Annotated in this window: 14 protein-coding genes; 9 read left to right on the forward strand and 5 right to left on the reverse strand. The window is 51.1% G+C overall.

Translation table 11 applies throughout. The annotated features are described in order from the left end of the window. Nucleotides 1-7 precede the first annotated feature (7 nt). Nucleotides 8-2,218: a hypothetical protein gene (locus tag B0I18_RS12220; RefSeq protein WP_106523005.1), complete on the reverse strand. Its 2,211-nt coding sequence runs from the start codon at nucleotides 2,216-2,218 to the stop codon at nucleotides 8-10. A gap of 291 nt (nucleotides 2,219-2,509) precedes the next feature. Between B0I18_RS12220 and B0I18_RS12230 the strand changes: the two genes are divergently transcribed. The 8 genes from B0I18_RS12230 (at nucleotide 2,510) to B0I18_RS12265 (ending at nucleotide 10,785) form a co-directional block, all read left to right on the forward strand. Continuing rightward, nucleotides 2,510-3,460 carry a CPBP family intramembrane glutamic endopeptidase gene (locus B0I18_RS12230; protein ID WP_106523007.1) on the forward strand — a complete coding sequence of 317 codons (951 nt, stop codon included), beginning with the start codon at nucleotides 2,510-2,512 and terminating at the stop codon, nucleotides 3,458-3,460. A gap of 19 nt (nucleotides 3,461-3,479) precedes the next feature. Beyond that, nucleotides 3,480-4,313: a phosphatidate cytidylyltransferase gene (locus B0I18_RS12235; protein WP_106523008.1), complete on the forward strand. Its 834-nt coding sequence runs from the start codon at nucleotides 3,480-3,482 to the stop codon at nucleotides 4,311-4,313. 82 nt (nucleotides 4,314-4,395) lie between these two features. Further along, a complete protein-coding gene (locus tag B0I18_RS12240; RefSeq protein ID WP_106523009.1) occupies nucleotides 4,396-5,049 on the forward strand; it encodes a phosphatidylserine decarboxylase family protein in 654 nt (217 codons plus the stop codon). Nucleotides 5,050-5,084: 35 nt separating this feature from the next. After that, the gene (locus tag B0I18_RS12245) at nucleotides 5,085-5,576 is read left to right on the forward strand and encodes a hypothetical protein (RefSeq protein WP_106523010.1); all 492 of its coding nucleotides are present in this window, start codon (nucleotides 5,085-5,087) and stop codon (nucleotides 5,574-5,576) included. A 27-nt stretch (nucleotides 5,577-5,603) separates the two neighbouring features. Then, nucleotides 5,604-5,951: a HesB/IscA family protein gene (locus B0I18_RS12250; RefSeq protein ID WP_106523011.1), complete on the forward strand. Its 348-nt coding sequence runs from the start codon at nucleotides 5,604-5,606 to the stop codon at nucleotides 5,949-5,951. A gap of 83 nt (nucleotides 5,952-6,034) precedes the next feature. Further along, a complete protein-coding gene (locus B0I18_RS12255; protein ID WP_146146732.1) occupies nucleotides 6,035-6,664 on the forward strand; it encodes a toxin-antitoxin system YwqK family antitoxin in 630 nt (209 codons plus the stop codon). Between the two features lie 239 nt (nucleotides 6,665-6,903). After that, on the forward strand, nucleotides 6,904-8,115 hold the full coding sequence (lysA, locus tag B0I18_RS12260; protein ID WP_106523013.1) for a diaminopimelate decarboxylase: 1,212 nt from the start codon (nucleotides 6,904-6,906) through the stop codon (nucleotides 8,113-8,115). A 147-nt stretch (nucleotides 8,116-8,262) separates the two neighbouring features. Then, nucleotides 8,263-10,785 carry a TonB-dependent receptor gene (locus tag B0I18_RS12265; RefSeq protein ID WP_106523014.1) on the forward strand — a complete coding sequence of 841 codons (2,523 nt, stop codon included), beginning with the start codon at nucleotides 8,263-8,265 and terminating at the stop codon, nucleotides 10,783-10,785. Between the two features lie 89 nt (nucleotides 10,786-10,874). Here B0I18_RS12265 and B0I18_RS12270 read toward each other — a convergent pair whose 3' ends face one another. The 4 genes from B0I18_RS12270 to B0I18_RS12285 all read right to left on the reverse strand — a co-directional run bounded on the left by B0I18_RS12270 (nucleotide 10,875) and on the right by B0I18_RS12285 (nucleotide 14,156). Next, complete coding sequence (locus B0I18_RS12270; protein WP_106523015.1) at nucleotides 10,875-11,309, reverse strand: hypothetical protein; 435 nt, start codon at nucleotides 11,307-11,309, stop codon at nucleotides 10,875-10,877. Between the two features lie 73 nt (nucleotides 11,310-11,382). Beyond that, the gene (locus B0I18_RS12275; protein WP_106523016.1) at nucleotides 11,383-12,606 is read right to left on the reverse strand and encodes a beta-ketoacyl-[acyl-carrier-protein] synthase family protein; all 1,224 of its coding nucleotides are present in this window, start codon (nucleotides 12,604-12,606) and stop codon (nucleotides 11,383-11,385) included. Between the two features lie 28 nt (nucleotides 12,607-12,634). Continuing rightward, nucleotides 12,635-13,231, reverse strand: a complete 597-nt coding sequence (locus B0I18_RS12280) for a hypothetical protein (RefSeq protein ID WP_106523017.1) — start codon at nucleotides 13,229-13,231, stop codon at nucleotides 12,635-12,637. Between the two features lie 139 nt (nucleotides 13,232-13,370). Then, on the reverse strand, nucleotides 13,371-14,156 hold the full coding sequence (locus B0I18_RS12285; protein WP_106523018.1) for a M48 family metallopeptidase: 786 nt from the start codon (nucleotides 14,154-14,156) through the stop codon (nucleotides 13,371-13,373). A 166-nt stretch (nucleotides 14,157-14,322) separates the two neighbouring features. On the opposite strand from B0I18_RS12285, the gene B0I18_RS12290 reads away from it, so the two are divergent. Next, the gene (locus B0I18_RS12290; RefSeq protein ID WP_181358444.1) at nucleotides 14,323-14,952 is read left to right on the forward strand and encodes a murein L,D-transpeptidase catalytic domain-containing protein; all 630 of its coding nucleotides are present in this window, start codon (nucleotides 14,323-14,325) and stop codon (nucleotides 14,950-14,952) included. The last annotated feature ends 32 nt before the right edge of the window (nucleotides 14,953-14,984 follow it).

The raw sequence follows: 14,984 nt of genomic DNA on the forward strand, positions 1-14,984 counted from the left end.
TCGGTTGTTATCCTTCCATTTTTTGCAATTGCTTGCGGTAAGCTTTAATAAAGATGGCGCCAAGGTTTTTATTCGGTGGCACGTAGTCGCTGAAGAGGTCTTTTTCCTGGGCCCCGCGGCTGGAGAAATATTTGGATAAGCCTTCCCACATCTGGATCCAGTCTACATCTTTACCCGACAGCAGCTGGTCGTCAATCGCCTTAATGATCGGCATATTGACATTAAGCGCACCTACCTGTTTGGAGGAAATGATATGCGCGTCCTGGGCCGTATTGAGTACATTGGCCAGGTTGTGGTAGCCGCCGCAGGAACCCAGCATAACGATCTTGATTGCCGGGCTGAGGTATTCGAGGGTAGTGGGCAGGAAGTAGCTGTGCCCGCGGTGAATGATCACGGTAGGCACGATGTTGTTCTCTGCGAGATAGGCGGCCAGTTTTTTCTGTGCGATCTCATCTTCGCCTTTCTCTTCCGGCAACGGCCGGTTGGCGTAAATGATCACCGGGTTGGGACCAACGGAGGTAATGGTGCTCCAATATTCGTTGGTGGCTATTTTCCACTTATTGTTCTTATAAGTGTTCAGGTAGTTGTTATAAGCGCCCATACCGTCTTTATCGCCGTAGAAGAAGATCTGTTCGATCACTTCTCCCTTGTCGTTCTGCAGGCTGCTGCGCGGCACATACGTAATCGGCGGGATCAGGTCGCGGAGGTCGCCACTGAGTGCGGCCGAGTTATCGGCGCCTTTGAAGATGGTGGTGAGCAGGCCATAAACGATAATGCCTTTCTCGCTGTTGGAAGCCCGTTCGTAATTGTTTCTTACCTCCTGTTGCAGGAAGCTGATCAGGTTGGGATCGGTAATGCTGCCGAAGGCGTCGGCCACGTCCACAGCGTCTTCCAGGTCATCAGGACCACCCTTTTCGAGGTTGGCCACAAACTCTTTCATCAGGTCGGTCTTGCGGCTATCGTTCATGGTGGCCAGGAACGACGACAGGGTATTGTAACCGGCACACATACGCAGGAAGGTACGGAAGTGGCTTTTATTTACCTTGGTCAGCAACTCATCGCCGGTCTGCGGTTTCATCTGCTCGATCATACGGTTGCACATCCAGGTAAAGCTGGAGGTATAGATCTCGTCCTGGCTGCCGATCATCATAAAGTAAAGCTCCTCGGCGTTAAAGTTCAAAAGGGATTTGAAACGCACCGGGGCCGGGGAGTCGTGCAGTTCGTTGACCACACGTACAAACTGCAGGCCGCGGTAGTTCAGCTCCTGCTCGATGGCACGGTCCGACACGCCTTCGTTGTTTTCGATCTTAAGGCGTACCAGGTTCTTATAATAAGCTACCGGGTCGTTGGTAATGGCATCGACCTCGGCTATGGTTTTTTTCTTGTTGTAGATATCCTTCAGGAAGGGCAGGGCACGCAATGGGGTACGCGACTCGGTGGCAATCTGCACAATGGTTTGCACCAGCGGATCTTTATTGCGTTTTACTACGGCGCTCAGGCTGCTGGTAGAGGTGGCATAGGTGAGTATGGTGCCGGGTACCACGCGTGCGGCGGCCGCTACGATCGGGTCGGCATACGACTCTTTGGCAAAGTCCTTCAGCCTTTTGATCATCATTTCGGGGTTGGCCTTGCCCACCTCTTCAAATACATACGCTTTTACTTCGGGGTAAGCATCGAGCAGTTCGCTGTTGTCCAGGCTGTAGATATTGGCGTTTTCTTTGGCAAATTCCATCGGCCTTTTCTGTTCCAGGGCAATAACCATGTCTTCGAAATTGCGTACCATTTTTTTGATATAGATCGCGTTATCGGCCGTATAACTTTTACCGTTCAGCCTGCGGGCCAGGTTTTCCAGCGCGCGGTGGTATTTGATCTTGGTCTGGTGCTCGGCATCCAGGTTCTCGATATGGATATCGATAAGGGGGATGTCCACCAGCAGGGCTTTGGTCAGCGTCGCCGATGTGGCCGCATCTTCCAGTTCTATTTTGCCATCCACTTCGCCATCGCGGGCGTCTGCCGCTTTTACCTGTTTGGCTACATTGTCGGTAAACAGCTGGCGGTTAAAGGGAATAGGATGCATAAGCGTGTCCACTTGCCAGGGTTGCAGCGCCGGGTGGGTTTCTTTCTGATCTTTTTTATGTTTTTGTGCGAAAACAGGAGCAGTTTCCACACCCGAAAGCAGGGTAGCGGCAACCAGGGTAGCGGCAAATTTTTTATTCATATATGACTTTTGGTACGATAATAACCTGTTGCTGTTCCGGGTACGCGGCACAACAGCAGGTATATGGGTAAAATTAAGTGAAAGATAACTGGCTTTTAGGCTTTTAGGAATAATTTAAGCATGATGTGTGAACAACCGGCCTGCACCGGTCCGCTCCTGTTGCCGGGCCCTGATTTTTTGTTTTGCAGCTTGCCCGGCGAAAGCGTATTTTTGCAGCCTTTATCAGTAAAAATAACGGAATCAAAGATAAAGATAACGTTATTTCTTTTGTCCTGAATTATAGTCACCTCCATGTTCAAAAAATATCTAAGGGTACAGCCGTCGGCCATCCAGCTATTGATATTCCTGTCATTCTGGTCGGTATTACAGCTTTTGTTTACGGCGGCACTTCCCTTGATTGCGCAGCGCAGCACAGGTCTTACTATCCCCGATTTCAGCAAGTTTTACAATACACAAATCCAGAATTACCCGCAACTAATGATCTGGATGCAAGCGCTTGGCGCCCTGGTCGGTTTTCTCCTGCCCGCAGTCGTCTTTGCCTACCTTGCAGCTCCGGAGCCATTCCGTTATCTCGGTTTTGTAAAGCCGAAACGGAAGGGGCAGCTCCTTTGGGTGGTACTGCTGGCCCTGGCCATGTTACCTGTGGTATCGGTGCTGGGGAGCTGGATCAAAGAGCTGGACCTGGGTGAAGTGGCCGACGAAATGGAAAAGCGGCGGGAGCAAATGATCCAGCTTTACCTGCAATCAGGCACCGTGCTCGATTTACTGGGCAATGTTGTATTCATTGCGCTTATACCGGCGATCTGTGAAGAAGTGTTTTTCCGCGGTGTAGTACAGCGCTTTGCCCATACCTGGCTCAGGAAAACCGGGTTGACCATTGCCGTATCGGCGATAATTTTTGCCCTATTCCATGCTTCCCTGTACCAGCTGTTGCCTATTATGCTGGCCGGCGCAGTATTGGCCTGGGTCTATCATATTACCTCCAGCCTGTGGTTGAATATATTGCTGCACCTGATTTTTAACGCGCTGCAGGTGGTGCTGGCCACTTATGAAAACACATCGCCGCAGCTCCAGGCCCTGGATAAAAATACCGGCGCCACCATCGGGTTCTTTGCCGGCGGACTGGTAGTGGCTCTTTTGGCGATCTGGCAGCTTAACCGGGCGCGTACCCCTTTACCGGCCGATTGGAGCGTGGTGTATCCCGATACCGAGCTGCAGTCCAACGACCAATCGCCTGCTTAACTTATTTTAAATCGACAACATGAACTGGCCCGTATTTTTCACCCGTTTAGGTTCTGCAATCGTATTTGCAATTATTATGATGTTCGGGCTGCTGTACAGCCATCCCATGGCCATTATCGGCCTGGCCCTGCTCATCCAGTTCCTGTGCATCCGCGAGTTTATGGCCCTGGTGGCCAAAATCTTTCCGGAAGCCTATTTCCCATCCTGGTTAACCATGCTTACCCAGGTGGCCGGTGTGGTGGTATTGCTCTCCGTGCCTTTACTGGCCATCATTCCGGGCTTTTTCGTCGTATCCTTTATCCTGCCGGTGCTTATCCTGCTGGTTACCATCCTGCAAAAGAAAACGGCGCTCACAGCGGGTTTCACCGCACTGGCCGCCCTGCTTTATATTTCCATACCCATGGCCTGCCTGATTACCCTGCGGGGCGGAGCGGGCAGTTTTCATTTCGCTATCCCGCTGGCGCTCATCCTGATGATCTGGATGAACGATACCATGGCTTATATCGTAGGCTCGTTTATCGGGCGTACTCCTTTTTCGCCGATATCGCCGAAGAAGACCTGGGAGGGAACAGCCGGGGGCGCCCTGTTGACGATTGCTGGCGCTGCGGTATGGGGCTATTTTTCGCCTTTACAACAATACCATATGTCCGACTGGATGGTGCTTGCCTTTTGCGCAGCCGTAGCCGGTACTGCCGGCGACCTGCTCGAATCCAAACTGAAGCGTATGGCGGGTATTAAGGACTCCGGCAATATCATGCCCGGCCATGGCGGCGCGCTCGACCGCTTCGATTCGTTACTGGTTACCCTGCCTTTTGCATTTTGTTACGCGGCATTTTTTATGGTACACACTTAGCCCGTATCTTTGCCCGCGCAGACACACCTGATCTTTATTCAAAATTTTTTAAACCTCACATTCTAAAACCCAAAACGGTACTATGTACATCCATCGCGAAGGTTATATACACATCCTTATTGCAACCATACTCTGGGCAGGCATCAGCTGGCTCAATTTTCATTTTCTTTATTCTATACCGGTATTGTATTGGTTGATACAGATCGTGTTTTTCGCGTTGTGGTTTTGGGTGCTTTGGTTCTTCCGCATCCCGGTACGCAAGTTCTCCGAAGGTGAAAACCTGATCGTGGCGCCGGCCGACGGAAAAGTGGTCGTGATCGAAGAAACCACGGAAACAGAGTATTTCAAGGACAAAAGGCTGCAGGTTTCTATTTTCATGTCGCCCCTGAACGTGCACGTAAACCGTAGCCCGATTGCCGGTAAAATAGATTATGTAAAATACCACCCGGGCAAATACCTGGTAGCCTGGCATCCCAAATCTTCTACTGAAAATGAAAGGACTACTGTGGTGGTAAGCAATAATAACATAACTTTACTGATGCGCCAGATAGCCGGAGCCATGGCCCGCCGTATCAAGTACTATGTAAAGGATGGTGATGCGATCGGGCAGAATGCCGAATTCGGTTTTATCCGTTTCGGTTCCAGGGTTGACGTCTATTTCCCGGTAGGGACCAAGATCGATGTAAAGATCGGGGAGGCGGTAAAGGGCGGTCAGACGATCCTGGCAAGGATATGATCCGCTGATTGATAACCTTCGTTTTAAGTTATACTATGGCAATTAAAAATCTTTCGAGTCACAATAAAAAAGGACAAATTGTAAAACGGTTCCGTAACCGTTGCCAGCAAACCGTTATGGCAGATAAGAAACAACAGGACATACACATGATCGATGTCGCATTGAATGCGCTCTATAATAATGGCGATAAGACCACACGTGCTTTAAACGATGAGATCCTGATCCCCAACAGCATTAGCCTTCCCGAAAACGAGGTAGAACGCCTCTGGGATATCTTGCTCAGCACCAACCTGGTAAACCCCGTGATCGGCTTCGGCAATGCGGGCAAGCTCACCCTCACCAACTCGGGTTACCAGTTGATGAACCAGTATGGCAGCTATAGCGCTTTCCTCGACGAAAAGCTGCGCCAGGCACAGGGTCAGAACATGATTTTCCCGCAGTTTATTATCGAACCGGATAACGGGGAAAAAGGCGGCGAACCCAAAGAAGATGATGGTGATCAGCAGGCCGTGGGACAGAAACAATAACCAGAACATTTTTTAATTCCAGAAGATATGAGTACAACAGAAATGGTAGCTCCGGTAAGTTTTACCGAGCGTGCAGCGGCAGAGCTGAACAGGCTGCGGGAACAGCCCGATTTCGACCCGGAAATGTTTTTACGTGTAGGCGTTAAAGGCGGCGGATGTTCGGGCCTGAGTTATGTACTGGGTTTCGATAAAAAAGAAGCCGACGATGTAGAAAGCGAAGTACAGGGACTTAAAGTGATTATGAAAAAGGCCCATGGCCTGTACCTGATGGGTATGGAAATAGACTACGGAACCGGCCTGGACGCCCGTGGCTTCATTTTTAACAACCCCAACGCCAGCAGTTCCTGCGGTTGCGGCGAATCCTTTTCGGTATAACCTTTTTTACGCCGTTTTTCGTATATTCGGTGTTTAAAATTTCCCTCCGGATGGGCTGGAACAGCATTAAATATTTATTACTCTTGGCAACTCTTTCGGGTTGCCTTGTTGCTTTGGGGCAAACGAAAAAGACGAAGCCGGTTAAAAAAGAACCGGAAGACAGTTTGAACAGGACCGACGAACGGAAACAGAAACAGGGCACCTGGTTTTACCGGCACGAAGCGCTCCGCGGCGAACCGGCATATTCGGAATTCGGCAATTATAAAGACGACCGTAAAACGGGTCGCTGGATCAAGCTGGACGGCGAAAACCGCCTGGTATCGATCGAGAATTTTTCGCGCGGGGTACTCAACGGCGAATCGCAGTATTACGAAGAGGGCAAGCTGACCTGTATCGGCACCTACCGCGGTCTTAACCCCGACAATAAAGTAGACTCGATATGGGTAACCGACCCGCTGAGCGACCAGGAAGTAATGGTGGTGGTACCCAGCGAGCGCGGTACCATGAAGCATGGCCTATGGCGTTATTACGACGCCCGTACAGGCCAGCTTACCCGCGAAGAAGAATACCAGGTCGACGACCTGATCTTTAAAAAAGACTTCCAGTATGTAACCCATACCGATAGCCTGCGGCTCAAACAACGTATAGACAATATGCCGCATAACCGCAAGACCAAAAGCCCGGAGCGCAAGGTGAAAAGCAATATTTACTAAACGCAGGCCGGAAAATAAACAGGACAGAAATGCCATATTTGAAATTTATGATTACCTTTGGCCCCGTTCGAATAGAAATATGATCAGCATTCCTACAGCAAAACAGATAAAAAAGATAAAGCTTTACCCCGAAAGGTGAGCCGCTGTTTTATTGTAGCCTGAATTCAATAAATACTTGAAGCTTACCTGGATAGGTAAGCTTTTTTTTATGTCCGTTAAAAAAATAAGCAACGCAAAAAATGAGTACATCGATCACCCAACAGCAACTGATCGCCCTGGCCGATGAATACGGGGCCCCGCTTTATGTTTATGACGCAGAAGTGATGCGCAGGCAATACCGTAAGATGGAAGACGCTTTTAAGGAATGCAATGTAAAGATACACTATGCGGCCAAGGCGCTGACCAACCTGCAGGTACTCCGCCTGTTCCGTGAGCTGGGCGCCGGTCTCGACGCGGTATCCATCGAAGAGGTGAAGATTGGTCTGATGGCGGGTTTCAGCCCGGAAGAGATCCTGTATACGCCCAATTGTGTTTCGTTTGCAGAGATCGAAGCCTGTGTGGAGCTGGGTGTGAAAATCAATATCGACAACATCTCCATCCTCGAACAGTTTGGCAACAAATACGGCGCCACGGTGCCGGTATGTATCCGTGTAAACCCGCATATCATGGCCGGCGGGCATTACAAAATATCGACCGGGCATATCGACAGTAAATTCGGTATATCGATCCACCAGATGCGCCATGTAGAGCGGCTGATCAAATCGTTGAACCTGAAGGTGGAAGGCATCCATATGCATACAGGCAGCGATATCCTCGATGTGGATGTATTCCTGAACGGCGCAGAGATCCTGTTCGACCTGGCGCTCGACTTCCCGGATATACAGTACATCGACTTCGGCAGTGGTTTTAAAGTGGCTTATAAACCCGACGATGTTACCACCGATATTAAACTGCTGGGCAAAAAAATGACGGCGCGCTATAAGAAATTCTGTAAAGATTATGGCCGCGATATCCAGATCCATTTCGAACCCGGCAAATTCCTGGTGAGCGAATCGGGTTATTTCCTGGCAAAGGTCAATGTGATCAAACAGACCACGGCTACTGTATTTGCGGGGCTCGATACCGGTTTTAACCACCTGATGCGGCCTACTTTATACGATGCCTACCACCACATCACCAACCTGTCCAACCCCCATGGTAAACAAAGGGTGTATACCGTAGTGGGTTATATCTGCGAGACGGATACCTTTGCCTGGGACCGGCCTCTGAAAGAAATAAACGAAGGCGATATTCTTTGTTTCCACAATGCAGGCGCTTATGGTTTTGCCATGGCCTCTAATTATAATTCGCGGCTGCGCCCTGCCGAGGTGCTGGTCGACGGCGATAAGGTAAAACTGATCCGCCGGCGCGAAACCCTGGAAGACGTGCTGGCCACACAGGCCGGCTTATAATTGCCGGCCAGGAAGGCTTAAACAAGCGGAGCGGGCGTGATAATACGGCCCGCTCCGCCTTTTTTATCCCAATCAATTTTCACCCCAAAGGCGTTAGCCGCCCTCTGGACTTAAGTTTTACTTTTGCATGACAAATCCCCATTTAGCATGAAACGCTTGTGTTTGATTATTCCATTGTACTTCGTTTTCCAGTCGAGAACGAGAGCCCAGGAATTTGATCTGAGTAAAATAAACCAGAAGGTACAGCAGAATATCAGTTATGCCGTCAAAGTATCTGGTACGGTAAAAGATTCCGTAAGTAAAGAAGCCCTCGAGTTCTCCTCGGTAACCCTGGCCCGCAAAGGCACTAAAGCAGAAGATGGCATTAACTCCGATAGCGCCGGTTATTTCGAGTTCCCCAAAGTGGAACCGGGCGAGTATACCCTTTCTGTATTTTATGTTGGTTATAACCGTGCAGACCGCAGCATTACAGTCGACTCTTCGGGCCGGGCCATCGACCTGGGTATGATCGGTATGTACTCCGGTAGCCAAAAGCTGAAAGAAGTGCAGGTAACCGATTACCGCCGGCTGATCGAGCAAAGACCCGATGGTATTGTGTATAACGCCGACCAGGACGCAACCAACAAAGGCACTACGGCCGACCAGTTGTTGCGCAAGGTACCGATGCTTACGGTAGACCTGGACGGTAATGTACAGATGCGTGGCAACGGCAATATCAAAGTACTGATCGATGGTAAGCCCTCCACCATTATCGCGGCAACGGTAAAAGATGCCCTGCGGCAGATCCCCTCCGAAAACATTAAATCGGTAGAAGTGATTACCAGTCCCGGCGCCAAATACGATGCCGAAGGTACGGCCGGTGTAATCAATATCATTACCAAGAAAAACCTGATGAAAGGTTTGAGTGGCGCAATCTATTCCGGGTTGAACTACCGCCTGGAGCAAAAGACGGTAAACGGTTATGGCGGCGTATACGCCAGCTACAGGAACAAGAAATTCGGCCTGACCGGTAACCTGGGCGGCGGTCGCTGGACCTCCAAATCGGAAGGCACCACCACGCGTACCGATTTCCCGGGCACACCGCAGGAAAGCGTATTGAAACAGACCAACAATAATACCGGCGGCGGACCCTTTATGTGGGGCAGCCTTACGGCCGACTACGATATCGATTCCCTGCAATCGGTACAGGCCGGCTTCAATGTAAACCCCGGCAATTGGAAGAACGATCTCGATCAGCATACTTCCTATCCTAAAATGGGCCTCGATTATTCCCGGGTGAATAATTCGGAAACGCCGCGTTCCAACTACGCCTTCAACGGATCTTATTCCAAGAAATTCAGGAGTAACCCGAAACGCGTACTGGACATCCTTTCCATGTACTCGATCGACAATAATACGAGTAAGTACGACCTCACCCAGTGGAACAATGTGAAACAGGTAAATGACTACCAGGAGCGCAACGAAAACAAATCGGTCAACAAAGAGTTTACCCTGCAGGCCGATTACACGCACCCTTTTGCCAAACATAACCAGAAACTGGAAACCGGTCTCAAGTACATCAATCGTAATGTAAGCAGTGACTACGCGCTTTCCAATTGGACCATGGGTACCGGCAGCGATTTTATTCCTGATCCGGCCCGTACCAACCGCCTGGGTTACACCCAACAGGTGGCGGCTGCCTATGCCCAGTTTACGACCAATATCAGCAAACAGCTGAGCGCTATCGTAGGCCTGCGTTACGAGCATACGGCCATCGACGGTTCCCTGCGCGACCGTGGTGGTAAGTTCAACAGCAGCTTTGATAATGTATTGCCCAATGCCATTCTCTCCTGGGATCTGAAAAACTTCAATAAACTGAAGCTGAGTTATAACCAGCGTATCGAAAGGCCTTCCATTACTTATATCAACCCTTATACCGACTTTAGCGATCCGCTGAACGTCAGTACCGGTAACCCTTCGCTGGCGCCGGAGCAAACGCATAACATCGAGCTGGGATACAGCACCATGCTGGGCAACAGCACCATTAACCTGTCCGGTTTCTACCGCAGAACAGGCAATGCGATCGAAGCCTATACCGAGGTGGGCAGCGATGGCGTAAGTCGCAGCACCTATGGCAACGTAGCGGTCAACAATACGCTTGGTATGAACCTCTTCGGATCTACCCGCCTGTTTGAACGCTGGACCATCAACCTGAACGGTAACCTGTATTATAAAATGCTGAAGAGCGGTGGCCTCGGTATCGAAAACAAAGGCGTACAGTACGACTTCAACCTGTACAGCTCCGTTAAGATCACGGATAAATTATCGGCCGAAGGTTTCGGTATGTATGCTGGTCAGCAGGTAATGCTGCAGGGAACGCAAACGGGATGGTACTTCTACACCGTAGGGCTGAAGCGTACCGTGCTCAAAGGTAAGGGCGACCTGACCCTGGTAGCGGAGAACTTCTTTACCCCCAAAATCAAAATGGTAACCGACTATACTTATCTCAATGCCAACTTCCGCAGCGAGAACATGGTCTATGCCCGCGGCTTCCGGATCTCGTTCAACTACAGGTTTGGTAAAATGAGCTTTACCGGGCCTAAGAAAAGTATCGACAACGACGATCTTAAAGAGAACAAAGGCGGTGGCCAGCAAGGCGCAGGCGGCCAGATGGGCGGCGGCGGCAGGTAAGCTCCCGTCATAAATAATAATAACCAAAGAGCAGGCGTCTATAGGCGCCTGCTCTTTGGTTATATTCCCTGCTGAAGCCGATGACGACTTTAGAAGACAGAAGCGATAATAGTAAGTAAATAGAAAGCCAGGACAATGATCATCAGGATGCCCATAAAACGGTACATATTCTTCTGGTAACGGAAGCCTTCTATGATCTGTTCCTGGTTGGCGGTATTGATACCGCTTTTCATATTGGTCGAAAACTTCCATAGGGCGTAGATCGGGTATACGTACAGCGCGATGATTACGAGCATGACAATGCTGCCGCCCGTAGCGCCCAATACAGCCAGGCCACTACCGGAATAAGCACTGAGCGCCGATCCTGCCACCAGTAGTACCAGGGCGATAATGATCATAAGCCCCACAAAGATAAAGCCCATAATGGCCAGGAATTTGGTCCAGCGGGTGGTTTCCAGTAAATAGGCTTTGGAGCGCTCGTCCAGGCCCCCGGTGTCAAATACGTCCAGTTTGTGTTGTTCCATTGTTGTTATGTTTATAGGGTAAATATAATATTAAAATTCATTTGGTAAAAACTCATGCCGGTTGGTATGGGGCTCAGGCTTTCGATAAGACGAGCGCCGAGCAGTTGCCGCCAAAGCCGAAAGAGTTGGAGAGCACGTGGTTTACGGCTTGTGTCGCCATCTTGACCACCGGTTGCCAGGGCAGGCTGCTCATGGGCGTTTGCAGGCGCAGGTGAGGCAATACAAACTGGCCTTCGATGCACAGTTGCGCATATACGGCTTCCACGGCCCCCGCCGCACCCAGGGTATGTCCGGTAAAGGCTTTGGTGGAGCTGGCCGGCGGTGGGTTGTCGCCAAAAAGCGCGGTTATGGCGGCGCCTTCGGAGGCATCGTTGTTGTCGGTGCCGGTGCCATGCAGGTTGATATAGCTGATGTCGGCCGGCTGTAAACCCGCTACCCGTATGGCTTCCGACATGGCCAGGCGGTTGCCTTTGCCTTCGGGTGAAGATGCGGTCTGGTGGTGTGCATCGTTGGCATTGGCATAACCCGATACCACTACTCCCGGTTTCTGCTCCAGTTGTGCCATAGCCTTATCGCTGGCCAGTACCAGGTAGGCCGCGCCCTCGCCCAGGTTCAGGCCCCTGCGGTGTTCGTCAAAAGGACGGCAGGGCTCTTTATCCAGGATCATCAGCGAGTTAAAACCATTAAGGGTAAATTTGGAAAGGCTGTCGGCGCCACCGGCTATAACCAGGTCATAACGGTCCTGGTCAATCAGTTTGGCGCCCATCATAATGCTGTTGGCCGAGGAAGAACATGCGGTACTGATGGTGGTGCTCCAGCAATGCAGGCCCAGCGCATCGGCTACCAGTTCGGTAATAGCGCCGCATTCATGATGCCGCACGGCTTCCAGGTCGGCACTGTCGGCATCGGCTTTATAACCCGCATAAAAATGTTCGGTCAGGTCCATGCCGCCCACGGTATTGGCCGATATAAAGGCAATACGCAGGCCTGTAGTCTTTGCTGCAAGCGGTACCCAGGCTTCCTGTACGGCGATCAGGCTCAGCAGCGCGGTACGGGGCCAGGTGCTCAGCTGCTCCAGCAGGTGTGGGCTTGCGGCATGACTGAAATGCCCGACAGCGTACTGTGCCAGCATTTCGTTCGTCATCTTGATCTCGCCAACAGGCAGGTTATGGTTGGTTTGCAGGATCTCTGGCTGGCTGATACCATCCTTTCCGGCGGGGAAGGCGTCCAGGTTTTCCTGCAGGTTGTTGCCGGTTGCGGTAATGATCCCGCTGCCGGCGATATAAGCTTTCGACATATTCGGTTAGGTTAAAACCCGCGTGGGTTTATTGAAATATACGTTCCAGTGCTGACCGCTCAAAACCGGTAGCGGCGCTGCTTTGCCGGCTGGGGCTTATCCAGAGCAGGGTAGCGCGTATAGCGGTTGCCGTGGCCTCTACATGACCGGCCAGGCAAGCGGATGCATGCCGGTAACGTAGCAGGTCCTCCACATAAAATTGCAGCCAGTCTATATCCGGCTGTTCGCTTATCGTCGTCACCTGTTCGCCCTTAAAGCCTTGCCTGATGCAGATTTCACCCAGCATGATATTGGGCAGGGTGTATACAAACAAGGCGGGACTGGCCAGGGTCTTGCGGCTTTCATCATACTTTTTATCCACGTCGATACAGCCCGAAGCGCTGCCCAGGGCCACGGCCACCTTGCTTTTATCGGTAGCCCTTACATCGGGCGCCAGCAATTCCGTAGCTAGAAAGGCCACCCGGCTGAGCAGGTCCATTTTGAAAAATTTCGGGTAACTGATACCGGCCTGTTCGTAAACACGGAGCGGGATATCGGGTACCAGCGTATCGCTTAGCTGCAGCAACAGGTTGCCGTCGCGCGACAGGCTATTGTTTTGCCAGTTCAGGTAATGTTCTATATACAAAGTATACTGCTTTTCTTGTTAGCGCTAATCAGGAAGCAAAGTACGGCAATCGCCGCAACATAACATAACAACCGGGCCTGTCTCATGAAAAAACGGAGACAAGAATCTTGTCTCCGTTTATATCCATTGAGGCCATAGCTTATTTATACAAGCCGTCTTTTTTTGCTTTCTCTTCTACTGCTTTTGCCCGGGCGCCGCTGTCGGGATGCGAGCTCAGCATTTTTTCCATATTGCTTTGCTTAGCGCCGGTGCTCAGCGATTCCAGTTTCTTAAAGGCACTGGACATAGCCATTACGTTATAGTTGTTACGCTTCAGGAAGTCGTAGCCATAATCGTCGGCCTGTGATTCCTGCTTGCGGCTGTACTTCGATTCCAGCATGGCATTCGCCAATGCACCCAATTGGCTGTCGGTAAGCTGTGCGGCAACACCCGATTGGGAAGAAGCGGCATCTGCAATGGCAGAGCGTTTCAGCGCATCACGCATCGCATCGCGGCTGTCGTGGTTTTTAACGTGGCCGATCTCATGGCCGATCACGGCAAGGATCTCTTCGTCGGTCATCATGTCCATCAGGGCAGAGAACACGCGGATACTGCCGTCGGCACAGGCAAAGGCATTGATGTCTACAACCTTGTACACTTTGTAGTTCAGGGTAAGTCCGTCTTCGTTTTTGTGTTTGCCGAAGATCTTGTTCAGCCTGATGGCGTAAGGGTCTTTGGCATCGGCAACCGGGTTGTGCTGGTCCATCCAGTCTACGGCTTCTTTTGCCATTTTTGCAGCATCGGCATCGCTGAAGGTGGCCGCCTGTACGCCCTTCTCAGCTGCGCTGATGGTTTTGGAATTGAGCTTGCCTTTCAGGAGCTGGGCCGATGAGGTGCCCGCTGCTGCAGCAATAACGATACACGTGAAAATCGATTTCCGGATCATAATTCAAGAGTTTTTTCGTTTAAATGATGATTGTTTTCAGACGCAAATATGAATGAAGGAAACATACCGGCAAAGCTTTTTAGATATCTTTTGCATTTCTTCCCCAATTCGCGGAGCTTTGGGCATAATCCGTTTTCTTTTCTTTAACTGTATAGCCTCCTTTGCCATGAAAACCAGGTGTTTCCTGCTGTTCCTGCTTGTAACGTTTGCCGCCTGTAAAGGGCAGGCCCCCGGCAATCATGCCGTAGCAGAACAGGAGGCAGGCTCCCATCCTGCCCGGCTGCAGCAACGGGTACGGGCGGCAAAAGCCTTTTGCGTCAAACGGCGCTTCGATACCACGCACTGTATCCTGGTGGATATGCGCGTGCATTCCGGTAACCGGCGATTGCTGCTCTGGAACTTTGCAAAAGATACCATACAGCTGGCCGCGCTGGTAAGCCATGGCTGTGGTCGCGGGCCCTGGGGCAAAGATCATTCGCGCGATCAGCCGGTATTCAGCAACGAAGACAACAGTCATTGCTCGGCGCTTGGCCGCTACAAGATCGGCAGCCGGGGCAACAGCCAGTGGGGCATAGGCGTCAATTACCTGCTGCTTGGCCTGGACAGCAGCAACAGCAATGCTTTAAAGCGTGAGATCGTATTGCATAGCTGGGAAGATGTGCCCGACGAAACCGTGTACCCGCGCGGCACACCGGAAGGCTGGGGCTGCCCTGCAGTATCCAATACGGTTATGGAACAACTGGACGGCCTGCTACGTGCAAAACGCAGACCGGTGCTGCTTTGGATCTATTACTGACCTGTAAAGAACAATCCCGCATAGCTGTTGCT

The sequence above is a fragment of the Taibaiella chishuiensis genome (genome assembly GCF_003014535.1).
Lineage (GTDB): Bacteria > Bacteroidota > Bacteroidia > Chitinophagales > Chitinophagaceae > Taibaiella > Taibaiella chishuiensis.

What these genes read in the sequence shown, in the direction of transcription:
- B0I18_RS12220 (WP_106523005.1), bottom strand. Translation starts at nt 2,218, where the DNA reads ATGAATAAAAAATTTGCCGCTACCCTGGTTGCCGCTACCCTGCTTTCG.
- B0I18_RS12230 (WP_106523007.1), top strand. Translation starts at nt 2,510, where the DNA reads ATGTTCAAAAAATATCTAAGGGTACAGCCGTCGGCCATCCAGCTATTG.
- B0I18_RS12235 (WP_106523008.1), top strand. Translation starts at nt 3,480, where the DNA reads ATGAACTGGCCCGTATTTTTCACCCGTTTAGGTTCTGCAATCGTATTT.
- B0I18_RS12240 (WP_106523009.1), top strand. Translation starts at nt 4,396, where the DNA reads ATGTACATCCATCGCGAAGGTTATATACACATCCTTATTGCAACCATA.
- B0I18_RS12245 (WP_106523010.1), top strand. Translation starts at nt 5,085, where the DNA reads ATGGCAATTAAAAATCTTTCGAGTCACAATAAAAAAGGACAAATTGTA.
- B0I18_RS12250 (WP_106523011.1), top strand. Translation starts at nt 5,604, where the DNA reads ATGAGTACAACAGAAATGGTAGCTCCGGTAAGTTTTACCGAGCGTGCA.
- lysA (WP_106523013.1), top strand. Translation starts at nt 6,904, where the DNA reads ATGAGTACATCGATCACCCAACAGCAACTGATCGCCCTGGCCGATGAA.
- B0I18_RS12265 (WP_106523014.1), top strand. Translation starts at nt 8,263, where the DNA reads ATGAAACGCTTGTGTTTGATTATTCCATTGTACTTCGTTTTCCAGTCG.
- B0I18_RS12270 (WP_106523015.1), bottom strand. Translation starts at nt 11,309, where the DNA reads ATGGAACAACACAAACTGGACGTATTTGACACCGGGGGCCTGGACGAG.
- B0I18_RS12275 (WP_106523016.1), bottom strand. Translation starts at nt 12,606, where the DNA reads ATGTCGAAAGCTTATATCGCCGGCAGCGGGATCATTACCGCAACCGGC.
- B0I18_RS12285 (WP_106523018.1), bottom strand. Translation starts at nt 14,156, where the DNA reads ATGATCCGGAAATCGATTTTCACGTGTATCGTTATTGCTGCAGCAGCG.
- B0I18_RS12290 (WP_181358444.1), top strand. Translation starts at nt 14,323, where the DNA reads ATGAAAACCAGGTGTTTCCTGCTGTTCCTGCTTGTAACGTTTGCCGCC.